This is a genomic window from Niallia sp. WK069_GA_01 (assembly GCF_983173855.1).
The window spans coordinates 1289717-1305842 of sequence record NZ_OZ470138.1 but is presented as its reverse complement, the minus strand read 5'-3'; the positions used below and the strand labels follow the sequence as shown (position 1 = coordinate 1305842).

The following is a 16126-nucleotide window of genomic DNA, read 5'->3' as shown; positions in this document are numbered from 1 at the left end:
TTCTATTTAGGCCCTTCTTCTTTTGGTATAAAATATGCATCCTCCAAAAATCATCATTACTATACCTATTAATAAGAAATTATAATGGTTTGTTGCTGTATTTGGAAGGGGATTAACATGTTGATTATTTACATGGTTCACCGGTGTTTCTGCTTCTTCTCCTGGTGTTTCTGTTTCTTCTCCTGGTGTTTCCGTTTCCTCTCCTGGTGTTTCCGTTTCTTCTCCTGGTGTTTCCGTTTCTTCTCCTGGTGTTACCGTTTCCTCTCCTGGTGTTTCCGTTTCTTCTCCTGGTGTTTCCGTTTCCTCTCCTGGTGTTTCCGTTTCTTCTCCTGGTGTTTCCGTTTCTTCTCCTGGTGTTTCCGTTTCTTCTCCTGGTGTTTCCGTTTCTTCTCCTGAAACTTCCGAAATCCGTTTTTCTGCACTATACATAATTGGACCTTCAAAAGACTTAATATAATCGACAGTTGCCTGTAGGTCTTCAGGACCTTGTACTGGATTTTCGCCAAATTCATTTAAACGATAGGCATCCGTATTATGTGGATACATATAACTATTTACTGTTACTGTATAGTTTTTTTCCAAATCAAGCTTTGATCCATCTAGTAAAAATAAATCAACTACTTGTCCATATTTTCCTAACGAAGAATCCCATGTATATTTAAAGCCGCCAACGCTCACATCAGGACCATAAGAACTAAACTGCGCATTTAGTATTTCCTTTAATTCTGCGCCAGTAATCTCGAGTTTTACTAACGTATTGTTAAAAGGCTGGATATTAAATAATTCCTTCCAAGCGATTTCGCCAGCATCCAAATCATCCCGGATACCTCCTCCGTTCATCAAGGCAAAGTCACTATCCATAGCGGCAATCATACCGTCTGCAATTAAATTGCCTAAAGCATTGTCTCCTACTTCTCCTTTTTGGGCATAGCCGCCTAAAAGTTCTGTTGCAGCTGTTCCGACTACTTCATTTAATTTAGGTGCAACTTTTTCCAAGTATTTATCCAAAATTGCTTTTACCGCTGGATCTGGTGTCACTCCTTCTTGCAGTACATCGACAATTTCAGCACTCTTCTTCACGATATCCTTTGTAATTGGGTCAATTTCTATATCGATATCTGAAAATGCTTTTCCATACTCCCATGCTTGTACAATCAGCTTATTATCTACTACTGCATTTATTTTCACATGATTATGCGCTGCAAAAATAATATCAACTGCATCATTCACTTTATTAGCAATAGTTGCAACATCTCCTGTTGCCGTTTCCCCATCTTGAGAACCAGGAACATGTGATACAACTACAATTGCTTCAATTCCCTGTTTTTGCAATTCTGGTACATACTTATTTATTGCTTTCGCTTCATCTGTAAAAATAATATTTTCATTGCCGGTTGCTACAATATTAGCCGGTGTATCCACTGTTGCTACACCAATGAAACCAACTTTTACACCTGCGATTTCTTTAATTGTGTAAGGATCCAAAACTAATTTTCCAGTGTCTTTGTATTCTACATTGGCTGCAACAACTGGGAAGTCCATACCATCATAATTTTTGGTTCCTTTTTCATGCTCTCCGCCATTTATTAAACGAAGCATTTCCTCTACACCTTCATCAAATTCATGGTTACCTACTGTACCAACATCAAAACCAAGTGATTCCATTATTTCAACAGTCGGTTCATCTTGCAACAATGCCGATACCGGGGAGCTTCCGCCGACCATATCTCCAGCATGAATTAACAAGGTATTCGGATTTGTTGCTTCATGCGCACGCAAATAAGCTGCTAAATAATCTGCTCTGCCATATTTTTTTCCGTCAATCGTTCCTGTTACATCTATTTTTCCATGCAGGTCATTTACGCTTAATAATTGAGCAGAAATGGTTTTCAATTTTTCTGCATTCACTTCTGAAATCCTGCCCGTATTATAAGAAATTGGACCTTCAAAACTTTGTACATAATCCACAGTTGCTTGTAAATCTTCTCCACCTTGCACTGGATTTTCTCCAAGTTTAGCTAATAAATATTTATCACTGCTATGGGGATACATATAATTATTAACTGTTACCGTATACTTTCCATTCGGATCTATTTTTTTGCCGTCAGGCAGGAAGATATCAACCACTTGACCATATTTTCCTTTCGTACTATCCCAAGAATACGAAAATCCTCCCACACTAACATCTGGACCATAGCTGCTGAATTGACTGTTTATAATTTCGACTAAATCAGAACCCGTTATTTCAAGCTTAACTAAAGTATTATTAAATGGTTGGATATTAAATAGTTCATTCCAAGTAATATCTCCTTCATTTAAATCATCACGAATCCCGCCGCCATTCATAAGAGCAAAATCACTGTCCATCGCAGTCAGCATGCCATCTGCAATTAGATTACCTAATGCATTATCCCCTACAGCACCTTTAATTGCATATCCTCCCGCCATTGGAGCGACAGCTTTTCCTATTACTTCATTTAATTTAGGTCCAACCTCTGTAAGATACTTTTCTAAAATAGAATGAACTTCAGGATCTGCTGTCACTCCTTCTTGAACTACATCTACTATTTCTGCCGACTTTTTGACAATATCGCCAGTATCACGATCTATTTCTAAATCTACATCGGCAAAAGCTTTTCCATATTCCCATGCTTGTACGATTAGCTTATCATCTACTACTGCATTTATTTTCACATGATTATGTGCCGCAAAAATAACATCAACCGCATCATTTACATTATTGGCAAGTGTTGCAATTTCACCTGTTACACCATCACCTGATTGATTACCTGGAACGTGTGCTAACACTATAATTGCTTCTACTCCTTGGTTTTGCAATTCAGGAACATATTTATTAATAGCAGCTGCCTCATCTGTAAAGCGAATATGTTCATTTCCCTTTGAAATAATCATATTTGGCGTCTGTGTCGTTGCTACACCAATAAAGCCAACTTTTACACCATCCACTTCCTTTATCGTATATGGATTTAAAACAAGTTTTCCTGTATCTTTGTATTCAACATTCGCTGCAACCATTGGAAAATTAATGCCATCGTAGTTTTTTGTTCCATTTGTGTGATTTCCACCATTTATTAAACGAAGCATTTCATCAACGCCTTCATCAAACTCATGGTTTCCAACTGTACCAACATCAAAGCCCAATGCTTCCATCATTTCAACTGTTGGCTCATCTTGTAACAGGGCGGAAACTGGGGAGCTTCCTCCAACCATATCCCCTACATGCACTAATAATGTATTCGGATTTGTTGCTTCTCTTTGTTTCAAATAAGCAGCTAAATAGTCCATTTTTCCAACCGTATTTGTATCAACCTTTGTTTCCACATCTACTTTTCCATGTAAATCATTTACACTTAATAACTGTAGTTTTAAATTTTCTTTTGGCTCTGCTGGACTATTCGCTGTTGTATATCCATTTGCTTCTGCTTCTTTTGGGCTTGCAAAGAAAACACGCTTTTCAACAGGGGTTTCTTTCCATTTTTCTGGTGTTACATATTTTTTCGTACTTGAGTCGCCAACATATCTCGTTAATCCCTTTCCTTGTTCTCTTGCCCGAAATTCAAAAGGCAATTCCATTAACGGATGATCCAAATTCCAGATTCCTAGATTGTCAGCTTGTGCTTCTTTAACAGCTTCCTGAAATTGATTATAATCAGCTTCATCTCCAACTGGCCAAATAAAATAAGTCGAAGCATATCCTTTTCTAACTAATTCTAAATTAGTATTTAAAGAATCACTTTTCCGAATAACTTGTCCCAATAAACGACCATAGTCATCTGTTGCCTCTTCTCCGACCTTTACAATGACTTTATCACCTGGTTTTAACAATGTGTTTAAATAGGCTTTAGCTTTTTCTCCATATTCCTTTTGATTCTCATCAGCTTGATTTTTAGGAGTATGATACGTTTCTGGTGTATCTACATTTACATAACGAACTTTTGTTACACCTAGGACTGGCGTTTGTAAATGAATTGTATCACCATCTACCACACTGGCAACAGTTGATTCATATTCCCCTGAAGCAGTTGGTGGTAGCGGCTGCTCAGATAAAAGTTGAATATCTGCTGCTTTTCTTGGCAACACTTGATAAGCATTATATTGACTTAGAATCCCTGTGAATTGATACCATTTTCCGACCTCAATCGATGAGATGGCATTTGTGCCTTCCATGACTCGGATCGTTGTACCGTCAAAAGTTTCATCGATAATACTGACATTATATCCTCCCCCTGTAGGAGTTTCCGGAACAGATTTGACATATCCTTTTATTGTAATTAGTTGACCTTCTTTTGGCTCTGCTACACTTTCGTTGTTTATATCACTTAAACTAAATGCGATTGGTTTTGGTAAAGAATGATTTTCCGAAATTACTTCCAAACCATCTGCAGTTGGAATAATTTCTATTAATCCATTATATTCCTTCACTTCACCTTTAACCTTTATTTCCTGTCCTTCTGTCAGCTGTGGAAATCCTTCTGTACTTGCGGAAAAAACATTTATTCCTGCTGTTTCATCTTGTATATAGGTGGAAATCCTTCCGCCTCCAAAGCTCTTATTATCTGCTGTTACTACACCTTTAAGCGTAACTTCCTTGCCAATCATTGTTTTCGAATCCGAAATAGAAATAAATTTCTCAGGTACTGCTGATTCTATTGGCTCTGTTTCTCCCTGTTCTTCTTTCGTCATTGTATGTTTCCCAAGATTCTCACTATAATCTTTCGCAAATACATCCCACTCAGAAACTGGATCAAAGCTATTATCACCAGTGTTTCCAAATGTGATTGTGCTTTTTCTAATAAACGTATGATCAAGAGTTGCATTATCACCGCTTCCCCAGTTTATACCAGGATCTTCGCCAATTTTCCCAAAAACATCAATTATGTACCCTTCATGCTTTAAGGCAATCGCATCATCGCCATTGAAATTAATGACATTTCCATCTTCCATGTTTGCAAGTGTTTTTAATGCATCACTTGCTTTATTATGTACAAGGACATATACTTCTCCATCATTTAATTTTCCTGATAGAGTAATAGATTTTGAAGCTGTACTTCCACCGTTAGAATAAAGCTCAAGGCTATAGCTTGCTAAATCTACAGCTTTTCCTGTGCCGTTAAAGAGTTCAATCGCTTTATTATTTGAACTTCCTTCTAAGTACTCCGATATAAATAAATCCTTTGCCAAAGTCTTTTCAGCAGCGTGCACAGTGTTTGTTGCAAAATTCCCTAAAAAATTTGAAAATACTAGCGAAAAAATAATAAATATAGACATATAACTTTTGCTGCGTTTCCCCTTCATTCTAATCCTCCCTAATGTTAGCTTTATTCCCCCCTTTTAAAAGATATCTCACTATTGTAAAATTCTCATTATTATTTTGTAAAAATTTTAGGTTTTTTGTTACATTTTGTATAAAATGAATATATATAACTATTTCTATATAACGTTAATTGCATAAAAATACCTATTAAAACAATGATCCACTGAGTTTATAGAAATTAAAATGATTTTAGGATTTTCATTAGTATATAGAACCATTATAATTGTTCTTTCACAAAAAATTATTTTCAAAAAATACTATCGAAAAAAATTTCGTTCTAATCTTTGTTTGTGAATAAAACTCTTTATATTTACCTTCGCAAAATTTCTATTATTCCTATTCTCATGATACAATCGTTGAAAAGGTAGTTTATCTTGTTACACAACAACTTACATAGGGGTGAAAAAATGTCTATTAATGCTTATATTAATTTTGAAGGAAATTGCCGAGAAGCAGTGGAGTTTTATGCACAGGTTTTTGAAGTAGAAACAACAAATTTTATGACTTTTGGGGAAGCACCGGATCACGAAGGTTACCCACTTCCAAATGAAGCAAAAAATTTAATTATGCACACTAGGCTTAATATTGATGGAAATATCATAATGTTCTCAGATGTTTTTCCTGGAATGCCTTTTGTTGCCGGAAACAACATTACTCTTGCATATGTAAATAACAACATCGATAAAATGATTTCATTTTTTGATAAATTGAAGGAAAATGGCACGGTAGACATGGATCTTCAAGAGACATCTTGGAGCAAGCTTTACGGTCAAGTAACAGATAAATTTGGCATTCATTGGCAGTTTAACTATGATAACGGAGAAATGGAAATGTAATTTTTCTATTTTTAAAGGATATGGAAACTTTCTTTTAAGAAAATTTCTATACCCTTTTTATATATAGTTTATTCCAAACTTCTAATGTAAAAATAGTTAGGATGAAAGTAGATTTAGGTCTGCTTGACCTTGTTTGAATGCTCTTCTATATTCTTCACTAAGTGTATCAATAATTTGTTGGACAGGTAGAATTTCTTTTATTTCATGTACTTTTGCACCGGCAAAAACTAGTCCATTTTCCACATCGCCTTGAATAATTTTGAACAAAGAATCTAGTGTGCAAAAGCGATAGGAACAGTTTTTCAGGCATTTATGGCATTTATCTATTTTTACCTTGGTTGAACTTGTGATTAAATCAGTAAAAGCATTAGCAATAACTCTTCCTTGCAGTCCTACCGTTGTTTTTACGAGAAGTGTGTCTTCCTTCCCAGCATCTACATATTTTTGTTTAAATGCCATTGGAGCATCGCACTCATCACTTGCTACAAATCTAGTTCCCATTTGTACCCCAGACGCACCAAGTTCAAAAGCTTTTGCAATATCGTTGCCATTCATTATCCCACCAGCAGCAATGACTGGAATAGAAACTGCTTCTACAACTTCTGGAAGAATATCAAACACCGGTCTGTCTGTTCCTAGATGTCCGCCAGCTTCAAATCCTTCTACTACTACTGCTGCTGCTCCAAGTTTTTCGGAAATTCTAGCTAATTTTGCAGTAGAGACAATAGAAATAACCGGTATACCCGCTTGTTTCCCCCAAGCATACATATTTCTTGAAATCCCTGCACCTGAGATAATGAAATCCACTTTTTCTTCAAGAGCAGCTTTCATTTTTTCCGCAAAATCATTCATGGCAAATAACACATTGACTCCAATGAATCCAGATCCCTGCACAGCATTTTTAGCTTTTCTAATATGATGGCGCATTTCATCAACAGAAATCCCTGTGCCAGAAATAATGCCAATTCCTCCTGCATTTGCAACTGCAGCAGCAAGTTTGCTTAATGAAATTCCTACACCCATTCCCCCCTGCATGATTGGAACTTTTGGTGTCATATGTCCTATTTGTAATGATGGAAAATTCAAATTCATTCCTCGTTTCAAAGCTTATTTTAGTTTAACTCTTGTGAAGCTTATCACGAAATGTATGGTTCAAATAGTTACGTTTGTCATTAATTATGAAGATAAATACTAAAAAGGATTTTACCTTATTTACACATGATTAATAGGAAAAACACTTCATGAAGCCTACTATACGTATGATGCTGAAAAAGATATGGAACCTGTTAGAAAACTATACTAAACTTCTTTAAATAGAATGAAATTAGTAACACAAATAGACGATTCTTCCACTGAGAATCGCCTTGCTGTTAACTACCGAACCCACTGAATCAATTTCAATAAGAGTATCGAATAAGAAGCAATATTCACTTTGTAAAATGTATATATGTCAGGTAGCATTAGTTAGGTTATTCGTGATTCTTCCTTCCAAATATCTCACATAAAATCATATCTTCATCAAGCTTCCGTTTTGCTTTTTCCCGGTACGCTTCTTCATGAAGATAGGTATAACGAGCAGGCTTGATAGTCGGGGCTAGATCAATCGCTTGCTTATATTCTTCTTTATCTAAACGCAGTGTTTTCACATACTCGAAAAAGCCGGTTCTTTGAAAAACCTTACGAAGCCTTTCATAGCGATGATCTTGGACAAGTGCCATTAAATAGGTAGCAATCCCCACTTGTACACCATGCATTTGCGGATTTTTTGAAAGCTTGTCCAATGCATGGGAAATGAGATGCTCCGAACCGCTTATTGGTGCACTGGTTCCGCTTATTTCTGTTGCAATTCCCCCCATCGTCATAGAGCTTACTAATTCCTTTAGAAAAATAGGGTCTTTTACATCAGACATAGGAGTTCGTACAAAACTATTTACGCCTTTTTTGCTAAGCATAACAGCAAATGCATCTTGATTATCGACTCCGTGTTTTTCTTCAAAGCTCCAGTCATACAATGCGGTAATATTGGACATCAAATCCCCTACACCTGCTAGAATCAATTGTTTTGGTGCTGTTCGAATGATATCTAAGTCCACAATAATACCAAAGGGAATCTTTGCCGGAACCGTTGTTTTTTTGTTATTTACTTGCAATGAACAACTGCTGCTGGCGAACCCATCATTGGAAGCAGAAGTCGGAATGCTGATGAACGGAAGCTTTCTTGTAAAAGCAATATATTTTCCAAAATCGATAATTGCTCCACCGCCTAATGAAAGAACCGCATCATAATTTCTCATTTTAAATGCTAAGGAAATAAGGTCATGTATGTCATTTTTCACAGGCAGTACTTGTGTTTCAATCTTGATGGAAGTAAAGGATTCAACAATACCCGGTGCGAATTTTTCGTTTGTATATTCATCTAGAAAAAGAACAACATCATGAAGGTCATGCTTTATTAACAAATCCTCCAATTGGCGGATGACTCCCTCACCAATTTCTAGAATTGTAGGCGTATAAAAACTTCTTCCTTGACTTGTCATTTCGAAATCATTCCTTTGTCTACAAGATATTTTTATTCAGTCTAACTAACACTCATCGATCACTTATTTAAACGATCATGTTATTTAAAGTATTAACTTTAGCAGCGGCATTAACTCTAAGTAATCTTGCCATTACGAAAATTCGGAATGGATAACATGTCAGGCGCTGCACAAAATATTATTTTAATGACATGGAACTCTTCTTATTATACTTCTTCTATTATATACTTTTACAAACCCCTTTCACTAGAACAAGACGTAGTGAAACGCGCATATTCTGTCTGATAAAAATTATTTTTTATAAAAAGAAAATTGTTTAACCTATTTTTATAGCCATCCCCTAAAAGGAGACAAAAAAATGAACCAATCAGAATATGAAGATGTAAAAATTACATGCGTAGAGGATTGTGGAAACTCCCCTAAAATGAGTTTGCTTAAAGCGTTCCATATCGCTTTTGCCAGAAACGATAGCGACTTTATTTTGGATAATATCACAGATAGCATTTCCTGGGATATAATCGGTCAAAAACGTATTTTAGGGAAAGAGAATTTTTTAACAGAGTTGCAACAAATAGCGCAAATTAACATGACAGAGCTGCATATCAGCAATATTATCACACATGGTAAAACAGGATCAGCTAACGGTATGTTCCGATTAAAAAATAATAAAAGTTATGCTTTTTGTGATATCTATACTTTCAGCAGTGCATCCAAAAAAGCAAAAATAAAAGAAATAACTTCGTATGTAATAGAAGTGGACTAAGGGGTGTTATAGGAATAATAATGTATCATTAGATAATTTGGAAGAACTCTTTATTAATTGTTATTTTTTTAATCGATTTTCTTACCATTTTATTGTTTTAAAATAACGATAGATTTTATCTAAGTCCTTTTTTTGTTTTCCTTTTGAACTTTCCATATTGCCAAATTCAAAGAATTTCACTTTTTTGATTCCAACAAAATTGAAAAGTGCTCTTTTCATTAACATTTTATGAGCATTATTCAAAAAAATTAATGGATAATTTGTTGGTCCCTTCATGCTGGAAACACATATAACAGACTTTCCTTTTAATAAACCTTCTGGTAATAAGCCCCCTTTATCTCTATAAGCAAAATTAGCAGCAAATAGTTGGTCAATATATCCTAAAAGCATTGCTGGCGGTCTTCCCCACCAAATTGGATAAATAAAGACTATCTTATCCGCCCAGCTAATTTGATTTCGATAGTTTTCAAGGTTTATGTCCGTGTGCATATCTCGTCTTCGTTTTTTATCATTAAATACTAATCGGGGATCAAACCCCTCTTCATATAAATCGCTTACTTTTATCTCTTTAATCGCTTGGTTTTCTTTGCTTCCTTCCATCACTTTTTGCAAAAAGGCAAAACTTAAACTTTTGTGATTAGGATGTGTATAAATAACAAGCATTTTCATAAATTGATCCCCTTTTATTTATCATTTGATAACAAAATGATAATATGTTATTTTTTTATTGTCAAATGATAATTGTTTTTTGATAATCATTTTGTTATCTTATTCTTGTGAGGTGATTAGGATAAACAAGAAAGATTTATTTCAAAAATTTGTGGCATTTACAACTTCTGTTCATCAAGTAACACATGAATTAACAAAAGATGCCAAATCAGATACCGTTACGCCAGTCCAATATAGTATCCTTGAACATATATATATACATCAACCTGTTACTATTAGTGAGATAAGCGATTGTCAGCATATGTCCATGCCGAATACAAGTCGTGAACTAAAAAAATTATTGGAAAAAAAGTTGATTGAAAAAGGCGAAGATACGAAAGATCGCAGAAAGCAATTGATACGTCTCTCCAAAGGTGGAGAAACAATGATGAATCACGTCTTTATGCATATAGAAGCTCGTTTTTTACAGCGAATCCAAGATGCTTCACAAGAAGAATTAGCGGAAATAGACAGAGCTTTAGATCTTCTGCATACAAAAGTGTTTTTTTAGTATGGTTAGAGACAACGTTCATTCTCTCATTCTTTCTTTCACAAAATTCCCTTCACAATCCGTCGTTCTATTTCACAATCTATGAATGTACAAGCGTTTTTTCAAAGAGGCTGAGACATAACTAAATACATACTAGGTAAAGACGAACATTCTCTAATTTAGTACTTAAATGACTTGCCTATACTGGTTATTTATGTTTTTTAATCTAGTTAACTCAAACTTCGCACCTTCAAATTCGTTTGCAAGTCTTGATATTACTCGGTTTAAGAATAATAAAATTGGAGGCTTGTTTTTTATTGTGGGGGGTCGCTTTCCGCGGGGTGGGGGCGTTGCGGGGTCTCAGCCTTCCCACATTTCCCGCAGGAGTCTTCGCACCCTCCGTTACAAGCAACCTGTTTTAGAATAAGTTCTTGTCCTCGAATTTCATGACAAGGTATGATTGCTAAACACTAGTAGCGTTGATTTTTTATGTTATTATTCAACGTTGTTCTCCCAAAATGTGCACTTTTAGTCTATTTCTATAAGATGGATGTTTTCACCAGTTCAACGACAGCAACTAATGAATCAAAACGGCTTGATTGGAGTGTAAGGTGCGAGACTCCTGTGGGATTTGCGGGTTAGATGAGACCCCGCAGGCACTTGCGCCGAGGAGGCTCATCGCACGCCCCACGGAAAGCGAGCATCCTGAAACGAGAATCTTGCCCCTATTTATAAGGAATAATTTTTGCAAAAAAACATCTAAAAAGATTAATCAATCATCCTTTTCTAATTGCTCTAAACCAAGTTAAGTCAATACTTGAATCTTCAGAGCAAATCCAAAAAGCAGGATGAAATTAGCTTCCTTCCTGCTTTTTTGCCGTCTATACTTTTTCCAAAACCATGCTATTCTTTAACCTTCAACCCGATTAATTTTGCAAATCCAATCGCCTGATCAGCTGAAACTTCGCAGCCTCTTAACGCTTCTAATTCAACATGCAGCTGATCAAATGTACTTGTACTAAGATCTACCCCATTTAAAGACATTTCGGTGAAATTCACATCATTCATATCGCATCTTTCAAACTTCACCTTTTTCAAATGACAATCATAATAGTTAGCACTTCTTAACATTGTCTGATCAAATAAGACCTGTTTTAAGCTTGTTTCAATAAAATCGCTTAAATTCGCATTGCAATTTTCGAACGTAACGTTTCCGAGATTGGCTTTTGTCAGATCTATTCCTAACAGTTTACAATCTTTAAACGCTACCCGATGAATGATTCCCTCCGTCATATTGGCATTAGAAAAATCACAATTTTCAAAGATAACATCTGTCATATCGATCTTATGAAATGAAGCATTTAAAAATGTTACATGTCTAAAAATCACTTTCGACAATACTAATTTATCTACTTCCACTCCATCAAGTGTAGCATTCGCAATCACACTAGTAGAAAGATATGGATCTTCCTCTTCATAGATATCGTGAAAATCTCCTGTTTGCAAATGCGCTGGAATTTTCGGGTGTTCCATTTTAAAATTTTTTGCCATCATACACCTTCCAAAAAAAGAATTTAATACGCTAATCATCTCTGCTAAAAATACTGTAACACAATTAATGGAGTTATTTCTCTTTCTATCCCTAAATTTCTCTGTTATAAATTCTGGACAATTAATTATATCAAAAAAGCTCTTACCGGAGACTTCCTCCTGTAAGAGCTTCATCATTTAAAACGATTAATCTAACAGTGCGTGTTCAAAAAGGAGGATAAAAAGGACCAAGAAGTTCGAGGCGGTTTGCTCCTGAGCATCGGAGCGTATGGTGTTAATACGTGAGAAGCGGAAAAGCAAACCAACGAAGAAATTCGACGTGTCATTTTTACCGGACTTTTTGAATAACCTCTACTCTAACACTATAATTTTCACTGTTTTTCTTCCCCATGCCTTTGCTTTACTGTTATTTGGCATAAGCACATCAATTATATGCCCTTTTATTGCTCCACCTGTATCACCAGCAACTGCTTCCCCATATCCTTCAACCCAAACTCTCGATCCCAATGGAATAACAGAAGGATCAACAGCTATTAATTTCATATTAGGATTCTTTTTTATATTATAGCCAAGTGCGGTTCTTTCAGAATTCACACTTTCGTGACTGTACGCTGTTGCTGTTACATAAATTTCAGTATTGTTTTTATTCTCTTTACTGCTGTTTTCACTTTGTTTCTTTTCCGTAGAAACAGCTGCTACATTGATTGTCTTCGCTTTTGTTACTTCCTTCTGCTGTACTATCGCTTTTTGTCTAGCTTTTGCTTCTTGCTGCTGCTTTTTCAAATTTTCTTCTTGTTGATTGACTTCTTTTTTAATCGCTGTTTTTTCATTTTCAGCAAGTGAAATATCCTTGGATAGCACGCTTATTTTTTTCTGAGAGGAAGCCAGCACTTCTTGTCTTTTTTGCAGATTTTCTTCTAGTTTTATTTGATTAGAAGCTAATGTTTTATATTGCTGCTGTAATAATTTTTCTTCTTGAGCAATTTCCTGCTTTTCTTTTTCAATTTCTTTTAAATCCGTTTCTTGCTGCTCTAAAATATCTCTATCCATATTATAAATAACAGTAACGGCTGTTGCCCGGTCTAATAAATCCGAAAGACTTTTGGCGTTAAGAAGCACATCAATCACTACATTCGTTTGATCATTATGCTGCAGCGAAACAAGGCGATCTTTCATCACTTTTTTTCTAGAAAGCACTTTATCTTCTAATATCACAATTTCTTCTTTCTTCTTTTCTATTTTTTTTTGTGAATCGTCAATATCTTGTTCCACAGCTGCTGTATTTTCTTTATTTTTTTCTAATTCACTATTAGATTGCTTTAAATCATTATGTATCACATCAAGTTCTTTTAAAACTTTTTGTTTTTCTGCTTCTTTATTATTGATTATATCTTCGTTTTGCTTCAACCTATCTTTCAGTGTTTCTTGATTCGTTTCTGCATGAGCCATTATTGCTGTTGACAAGAAAATAATACTTGTCAGTGTGATGACCAAGATTTTTTTTAAGGAACGCATCATAAAACCCCTTTCTCCTATTGTTATAACATAAGAAAAGAAGCTATAAATTACAGTTCTATTAAATTAAGAAGTCAATTCCCTTAAAAGTATTTTACATCGTTCTTCGTTCTACAAATTATGATTATATTAGATAGAATTCTTCTAAAATACGACAAAAGATGCAAGACAAAGATGTTGTTTTCTGAAATTTTACTATTTTTCTATAATGAACTACTCAAACTTCGCACCATCAAATTCGTTTGCAAGTCTTGATATTACTCGGTTTAAAACTATAAAATGGGAGGCTTGTTTTTTATTGTGGGGGTTGCTTTCCACTACGGATTGCTTCGCTTTCCGCGGGGTGGGTGCTGAGCCTCCTCGGCGTTGCCTTGCGGGTCGAGTAGACGGGAGCCTCTCCGAAATGGATTGTGCTCCGCTATCCCTCTAAGAACCGTGCGTGCGGAATTATCGCACACGGCTCCTCCCTATCACCTTTTACAAAATGTTTCATACTGTTTCATTCTGCTATCCTTACTGGTTTTGTTTCCATTCCATCACTATCTCCGTGTATAGTAAATGTTTCTCCATAAGGGCTGTAATAGGGTAGCTGCCTTTCCTCCATCAGAATTACCCGATTTCTTTGGTACTACACAGCTATCCGACTTCCTGTCAGCTTTTGGCTTGCTTGCTTTTTATCGCTTGGTTCGCCATACTCTCTATTTACATAGAAAGACTAAACAGGATCTCCCGAGTTGCTACCATATATCGATGTATAACGTGCCGAGGTCACCGACTCCGAAGAGGTTTCCATTTTCTCGCCATTTTGCGAAAATAGAAATATTGCTTTCTGTGGAGACCAACACATCAGCCCTCTTAAAGGAAGATTTCGGAGCTCTATCCCTTCAACCATTTGGCTTACGGCCCATTACCTCGCTGTCTACGCTTAAAACCAAGAGTTACCCCTTGCCCTCCAAGACTCGCTACGAGTGAATGGCTAGTTCTTTCTCGGTGGGAATTCCACCCACTATATATGGCAACCTAGGCTCGGTCGCTCGGTCTCAGCCTTCCCACATTTCCCGCAGGAGTCTTCACACCCTCCATTACAAGCAACCTGTTTTAGAATAAGTTCTTGTCTTCGAATTTCATGACAAGGCATAATGACTAAACACTAGTAGCTTTGATTTTTTATGTTATTATCCAACGTTGTTTTACCGAAATATTCCACTTTCAGTCTATTTCTATAATGTGGATGTTTTCACCAGTTCAACGACAACAACTAATGAATCAAAACGGCTTGATTGGAGCGGATATGCGAGACTCCTGTGGGATTAGCGAGACAGCTGAGACCCTGCAGGCCAAGGGCCGAAGCGGCTCAGCGCGAGCCCCACGGAAAGCGAGCATCCTGAAACGAGAATCTTGCCCCTATTTATAAGGAATAATGTTTACAAGATTAATCAATCAGCCTATTCTAATTACTCTAAACCAAGCTATGCTAATACATGAAGAGGAATTTATAACTGCGAAGTTTGAGTAAACTACGGAAAGAAAGTTAATGTTAACTTTTTAATGACGAAAACTGGATATTTCGGAATATGTGGAAATCACCCCATTGTACTTGTATATTCGGTATTACAATGTGACAGAGGATGATGAGGAAAGACTCACTGAAGAGCATTTTGTAATGTAAACTTACTTATCGAGAGTACGGGATAGTAAATAATCTCCTTTACAGCTATATCAAAGGAGATAGTTTACTTTCATTTAAGCCAGCATTCCCCATACAAACAAGTAATAAACAGCAAAGACAATAAAGATGATGACAACTAAAATGGATAAAATAATAATTAGATGTCTTGGAAATTGAAAAGTTTGCATATTAATAGCCTTTCCTTTTTGAAAATAAGAATAAGTTGATAATAAAATAATGACAATTCCTATAATGATAGATGTCAATCCGATTGTTTCTGCTAACACATTGGCGACTTCTCGCTTCGTTTGTTGAGTAGAAAAATGTAGATTCGTAATTAAAAAACCAACTCCAATAATCGCAATGCTTGTTCTGATCCAAGCAAGATAGGTGCGTTCATTTGCTAAATGCTGCTGAATATATTTTGAATCATTCGTTTCTTTCTCTATGTTTTGCACAACGTCTTCCCCCTTCTCTCTTACCATTATCCCCCCTGCTAACTCCTCAAACTTTAGAGAGAATCTTTAAATTTAATAGGAGATAAGAGATAATAATCTAATTTCTAGTAACATTATACTGCGAATCCTTTCTTTTTAGACGAAATAAGTACAAGTACTAAAGATTGGTTTACTTTACTTTTCATTCTAACACCTCTTTTTCTAATACATTCTCCATTTATAGAAAAACGTTGCAAAAAATATAAGCTGCTACACCTAAAACAA

At 35.8% G+C, this 16126-nt stretch carries 10 protein-coding genes; 3 read left to right on the top strand and 7 right to left on the bottom strand.

The window, feature by feature from the left end; translation table 11 throughout:
* Nucleotides 1-6: 6 nt before the first annotated feature.
* Nucleotides 7-5316 (bottom strand): 5'-nucleotidase C-terminal domain-containing protein, encoded by a 5310-nt coding sequence (locus AC5LWL_RS06190; RefSeq protein ID WP_493433507.1) that lies wholly within the window; start codon nucleotides 5314-5316, stop codon nucleotides 7-9.
* A 426-nt stretch (nucleotides 5317-5742) separates the two neighbouring features.
* Between AC5LWL_RS06190 and AC5LWL_RS06185 the strand changes: the two genes are divergently transcribed.
* Nucleotides 5743-6171: a VOC family protein gene (locus AC5LWL_RS06185; RefSeq protein WP_493433506.1), complete on the top strand. Its 429-nt coding sequence runs from the start codon at nucleotides 5743-5745 to the stop codon at nucleotides 6169-6171.
* A 96-nt stretch (nucleotides 6172-6267) separates the two neighbouring features.
* Here the strand turns inward: AC5LWL_RS06185 and AC5LWL_RS06180 are convergent, their stop codons facing one another.
* Both AC5LWL_RS06180 and AC5LWL_RS06175 read right to left on the bottom strand, forming a co-directional pair.
* On the bottom strand, nucleotides 6268-7275 hold the full coding sequence (locus AC5LWL_RS06180; protein WP_493433505.1) for an NAD(P)H-dependent flavin oxidoreductase: 1008 nt from the start codon (nucleotides 7273-7275) through the stop codon (nucleotides 6268-6270).
* A 365-nt stretch (nucleotides 7276-7640) separates the two neighbouring features.
* Entirely contained in the window at nucleotides 7641-8708 is a 1068-nt protein-coding gene (locus AC5LWL_RS06175) for an iron-containing alcohol dehydrogenase family protein (protein WP_493433504.1), read from the bottom strand.
* A 358-nt stretch (nucleotides 8709-9066) separates the two neighbouring features.
* Here AC5LWL_RS06175 and AC5LWL_RS06170 point away from each other — a divergent pair, with 358 nt between their 5' ends.
* Nucleotides 9067-9471 (top strand): nuclear transport factor 2 family protein, encoded by a 405-nt coding sequence (locus tag AC5LWL_RS06170; RefSeq protein ID WP_493433503.1) that lies wholly within the window; start codon nucleotides 9067-9069, stop codon nucleotides 9469-9471.
* A gap of 81 nt (nucleotides 9472-9552) precedes the next feature.
* Here AC5LWL_RS06170 and AC5LWL_RS06165 read toward each other — a convergent pair whose 3' ends face one another.
* On the bottom strand, nucleotides 9553-10140 hold the full coding sequence (locus tag AC5LWL_RS06165) for an NAD(P)H-dependent oxidoreductase (RefSeq protein ID WP_493433502.1): 588 nt from the start codon (nucleotides 10138-10140) through the stop codon (nucleotides 9553-9555).
* 121 nt (nucleotides 10141-10261) lie between these two features.
* Here AC5LWL_RS06165 and AC5LWL_RS06160 point away from each other — a divergent pair, with 121 nt between their 5' ends.
* The gene (locus tag AC5LWL_RS06160; RefSeq protein ID WP_493436551.1) at nucleotides 10262-10690 is read left to right on the top strand and encodes a MarR family winged helix-turn-helix transcriptional regulator; all 429 of its coding nucleotides are present in this window, start codon (nucleotides 10262-10264) and stop codon (nucleotides 10688-10690) included.
* A gap of 882 nt (nucleotides 10691-11572) precedes the next feature.
* Here the strand turns inward: AC5LWL_RS06160 and AC5LWL_RS06155 are convergent.
* From AC5LWL_RS06155 to AC5LWL_RS06145, 3 genes are all read right to left on the bottom strand, one after another.
* Nucleotides 11573-12220 (bottom strand): pentapeptide repeat-containing protein, encoded by a 648-nt coding sequence (locus tag AC5LWL_RS06155; protein WP_493433501.1) that lies wholly within the window; start codon nucleotides 12218-12220, stop codon nucleotides 11573-11575.
* A 351-nt stretch (nucleotides 12221-12571) separates the two neighbouring features.
* Nucleotides 12572-13738 (bottom strand): 3D domain-containing protein, encoded by a 1167-nt coding sequence (locus tag AC5LWL_RS06150; RefSeq protein WP_493433500.1) that lies wholly within the window; start codon nucleotides 13736-13738, stop codon nucleotides 12572-12574.
* A gap of 1740 nt (nucleotides 13739-15478) precedes the next feature.
* Nucleotides 15479-15889: a YidH family protein gene (locus tag AC5LWL_RS06145; protein ID WP_493433499.1), complete on the bottom strand. Its 411-nt coding sequence runs from the start codon at nucleotides 15887-15889 to the stop codon at nucleotides 15479-15481.
* Nucleotides 15890-16126 lie beyond the last annotated feature (237 nt).

Bases quoted from the DNA above. Each gene is read 5' to 3' on its own strand.
- AC5LWL_RS06155 (WP_493433501.1), bottom strand. From the start codon at position 12,220: ATGGCAAAAAATTTTAAAATGGAACACCCGAAAATTCCAGCGCATTTG.
- AC5LWL_RS06170 (WP_493433503.1), top strand. From the start codon at position 9,067: ATGAACCAATCAGAATATGAAGATGTAAAAATTACATGCGTAGAGGAT.
- AC5LWL_RS06175 (WP_493433504.1), bottom strand. From the start codon at position 8,708: ATGACAAGTCAAGGAAGAAGTTTTTATACGCCTACAATTCTAGAAATT.
- AC5LWL_RS06165 (WP_493433502.1), bottom strand. From the start codon at position 10,140: ATGAAAATGCTTGTTATTTATACACATCCTAATCACAAAAGTTTAAGT.
- AC5LWL_RS06150 (WP_493433500.1), bottom strand. From the start codon at position 13,738: ATGATGCGTTCCTTAAAAAAAATCTTGGTCATCACACTGACAAGTATT.
- AC5LWL_RS06145 (WP_493433499.1), bottom strand. From the start codon at position 15,889: ATGGTAAGAGAGAAGGGGGAAGACGTTGTGCAAAACATAGAGAAAGAA.
- AC5LWL_RS06185 (WP_493433506.1), top strand. From the start codon at position 5,743: ATGTCTATTAATGCTTATATTAATTTTGAAGGAAATTGCCGAGAAGCA.
- AC5LWL_RS06190 (WP_493433507.1), bottom strand. From the start codon at position 5,316: ATGAAGGGGAAACGCAGCAAAAGTTATATGTCTATATTTATTATTTTT.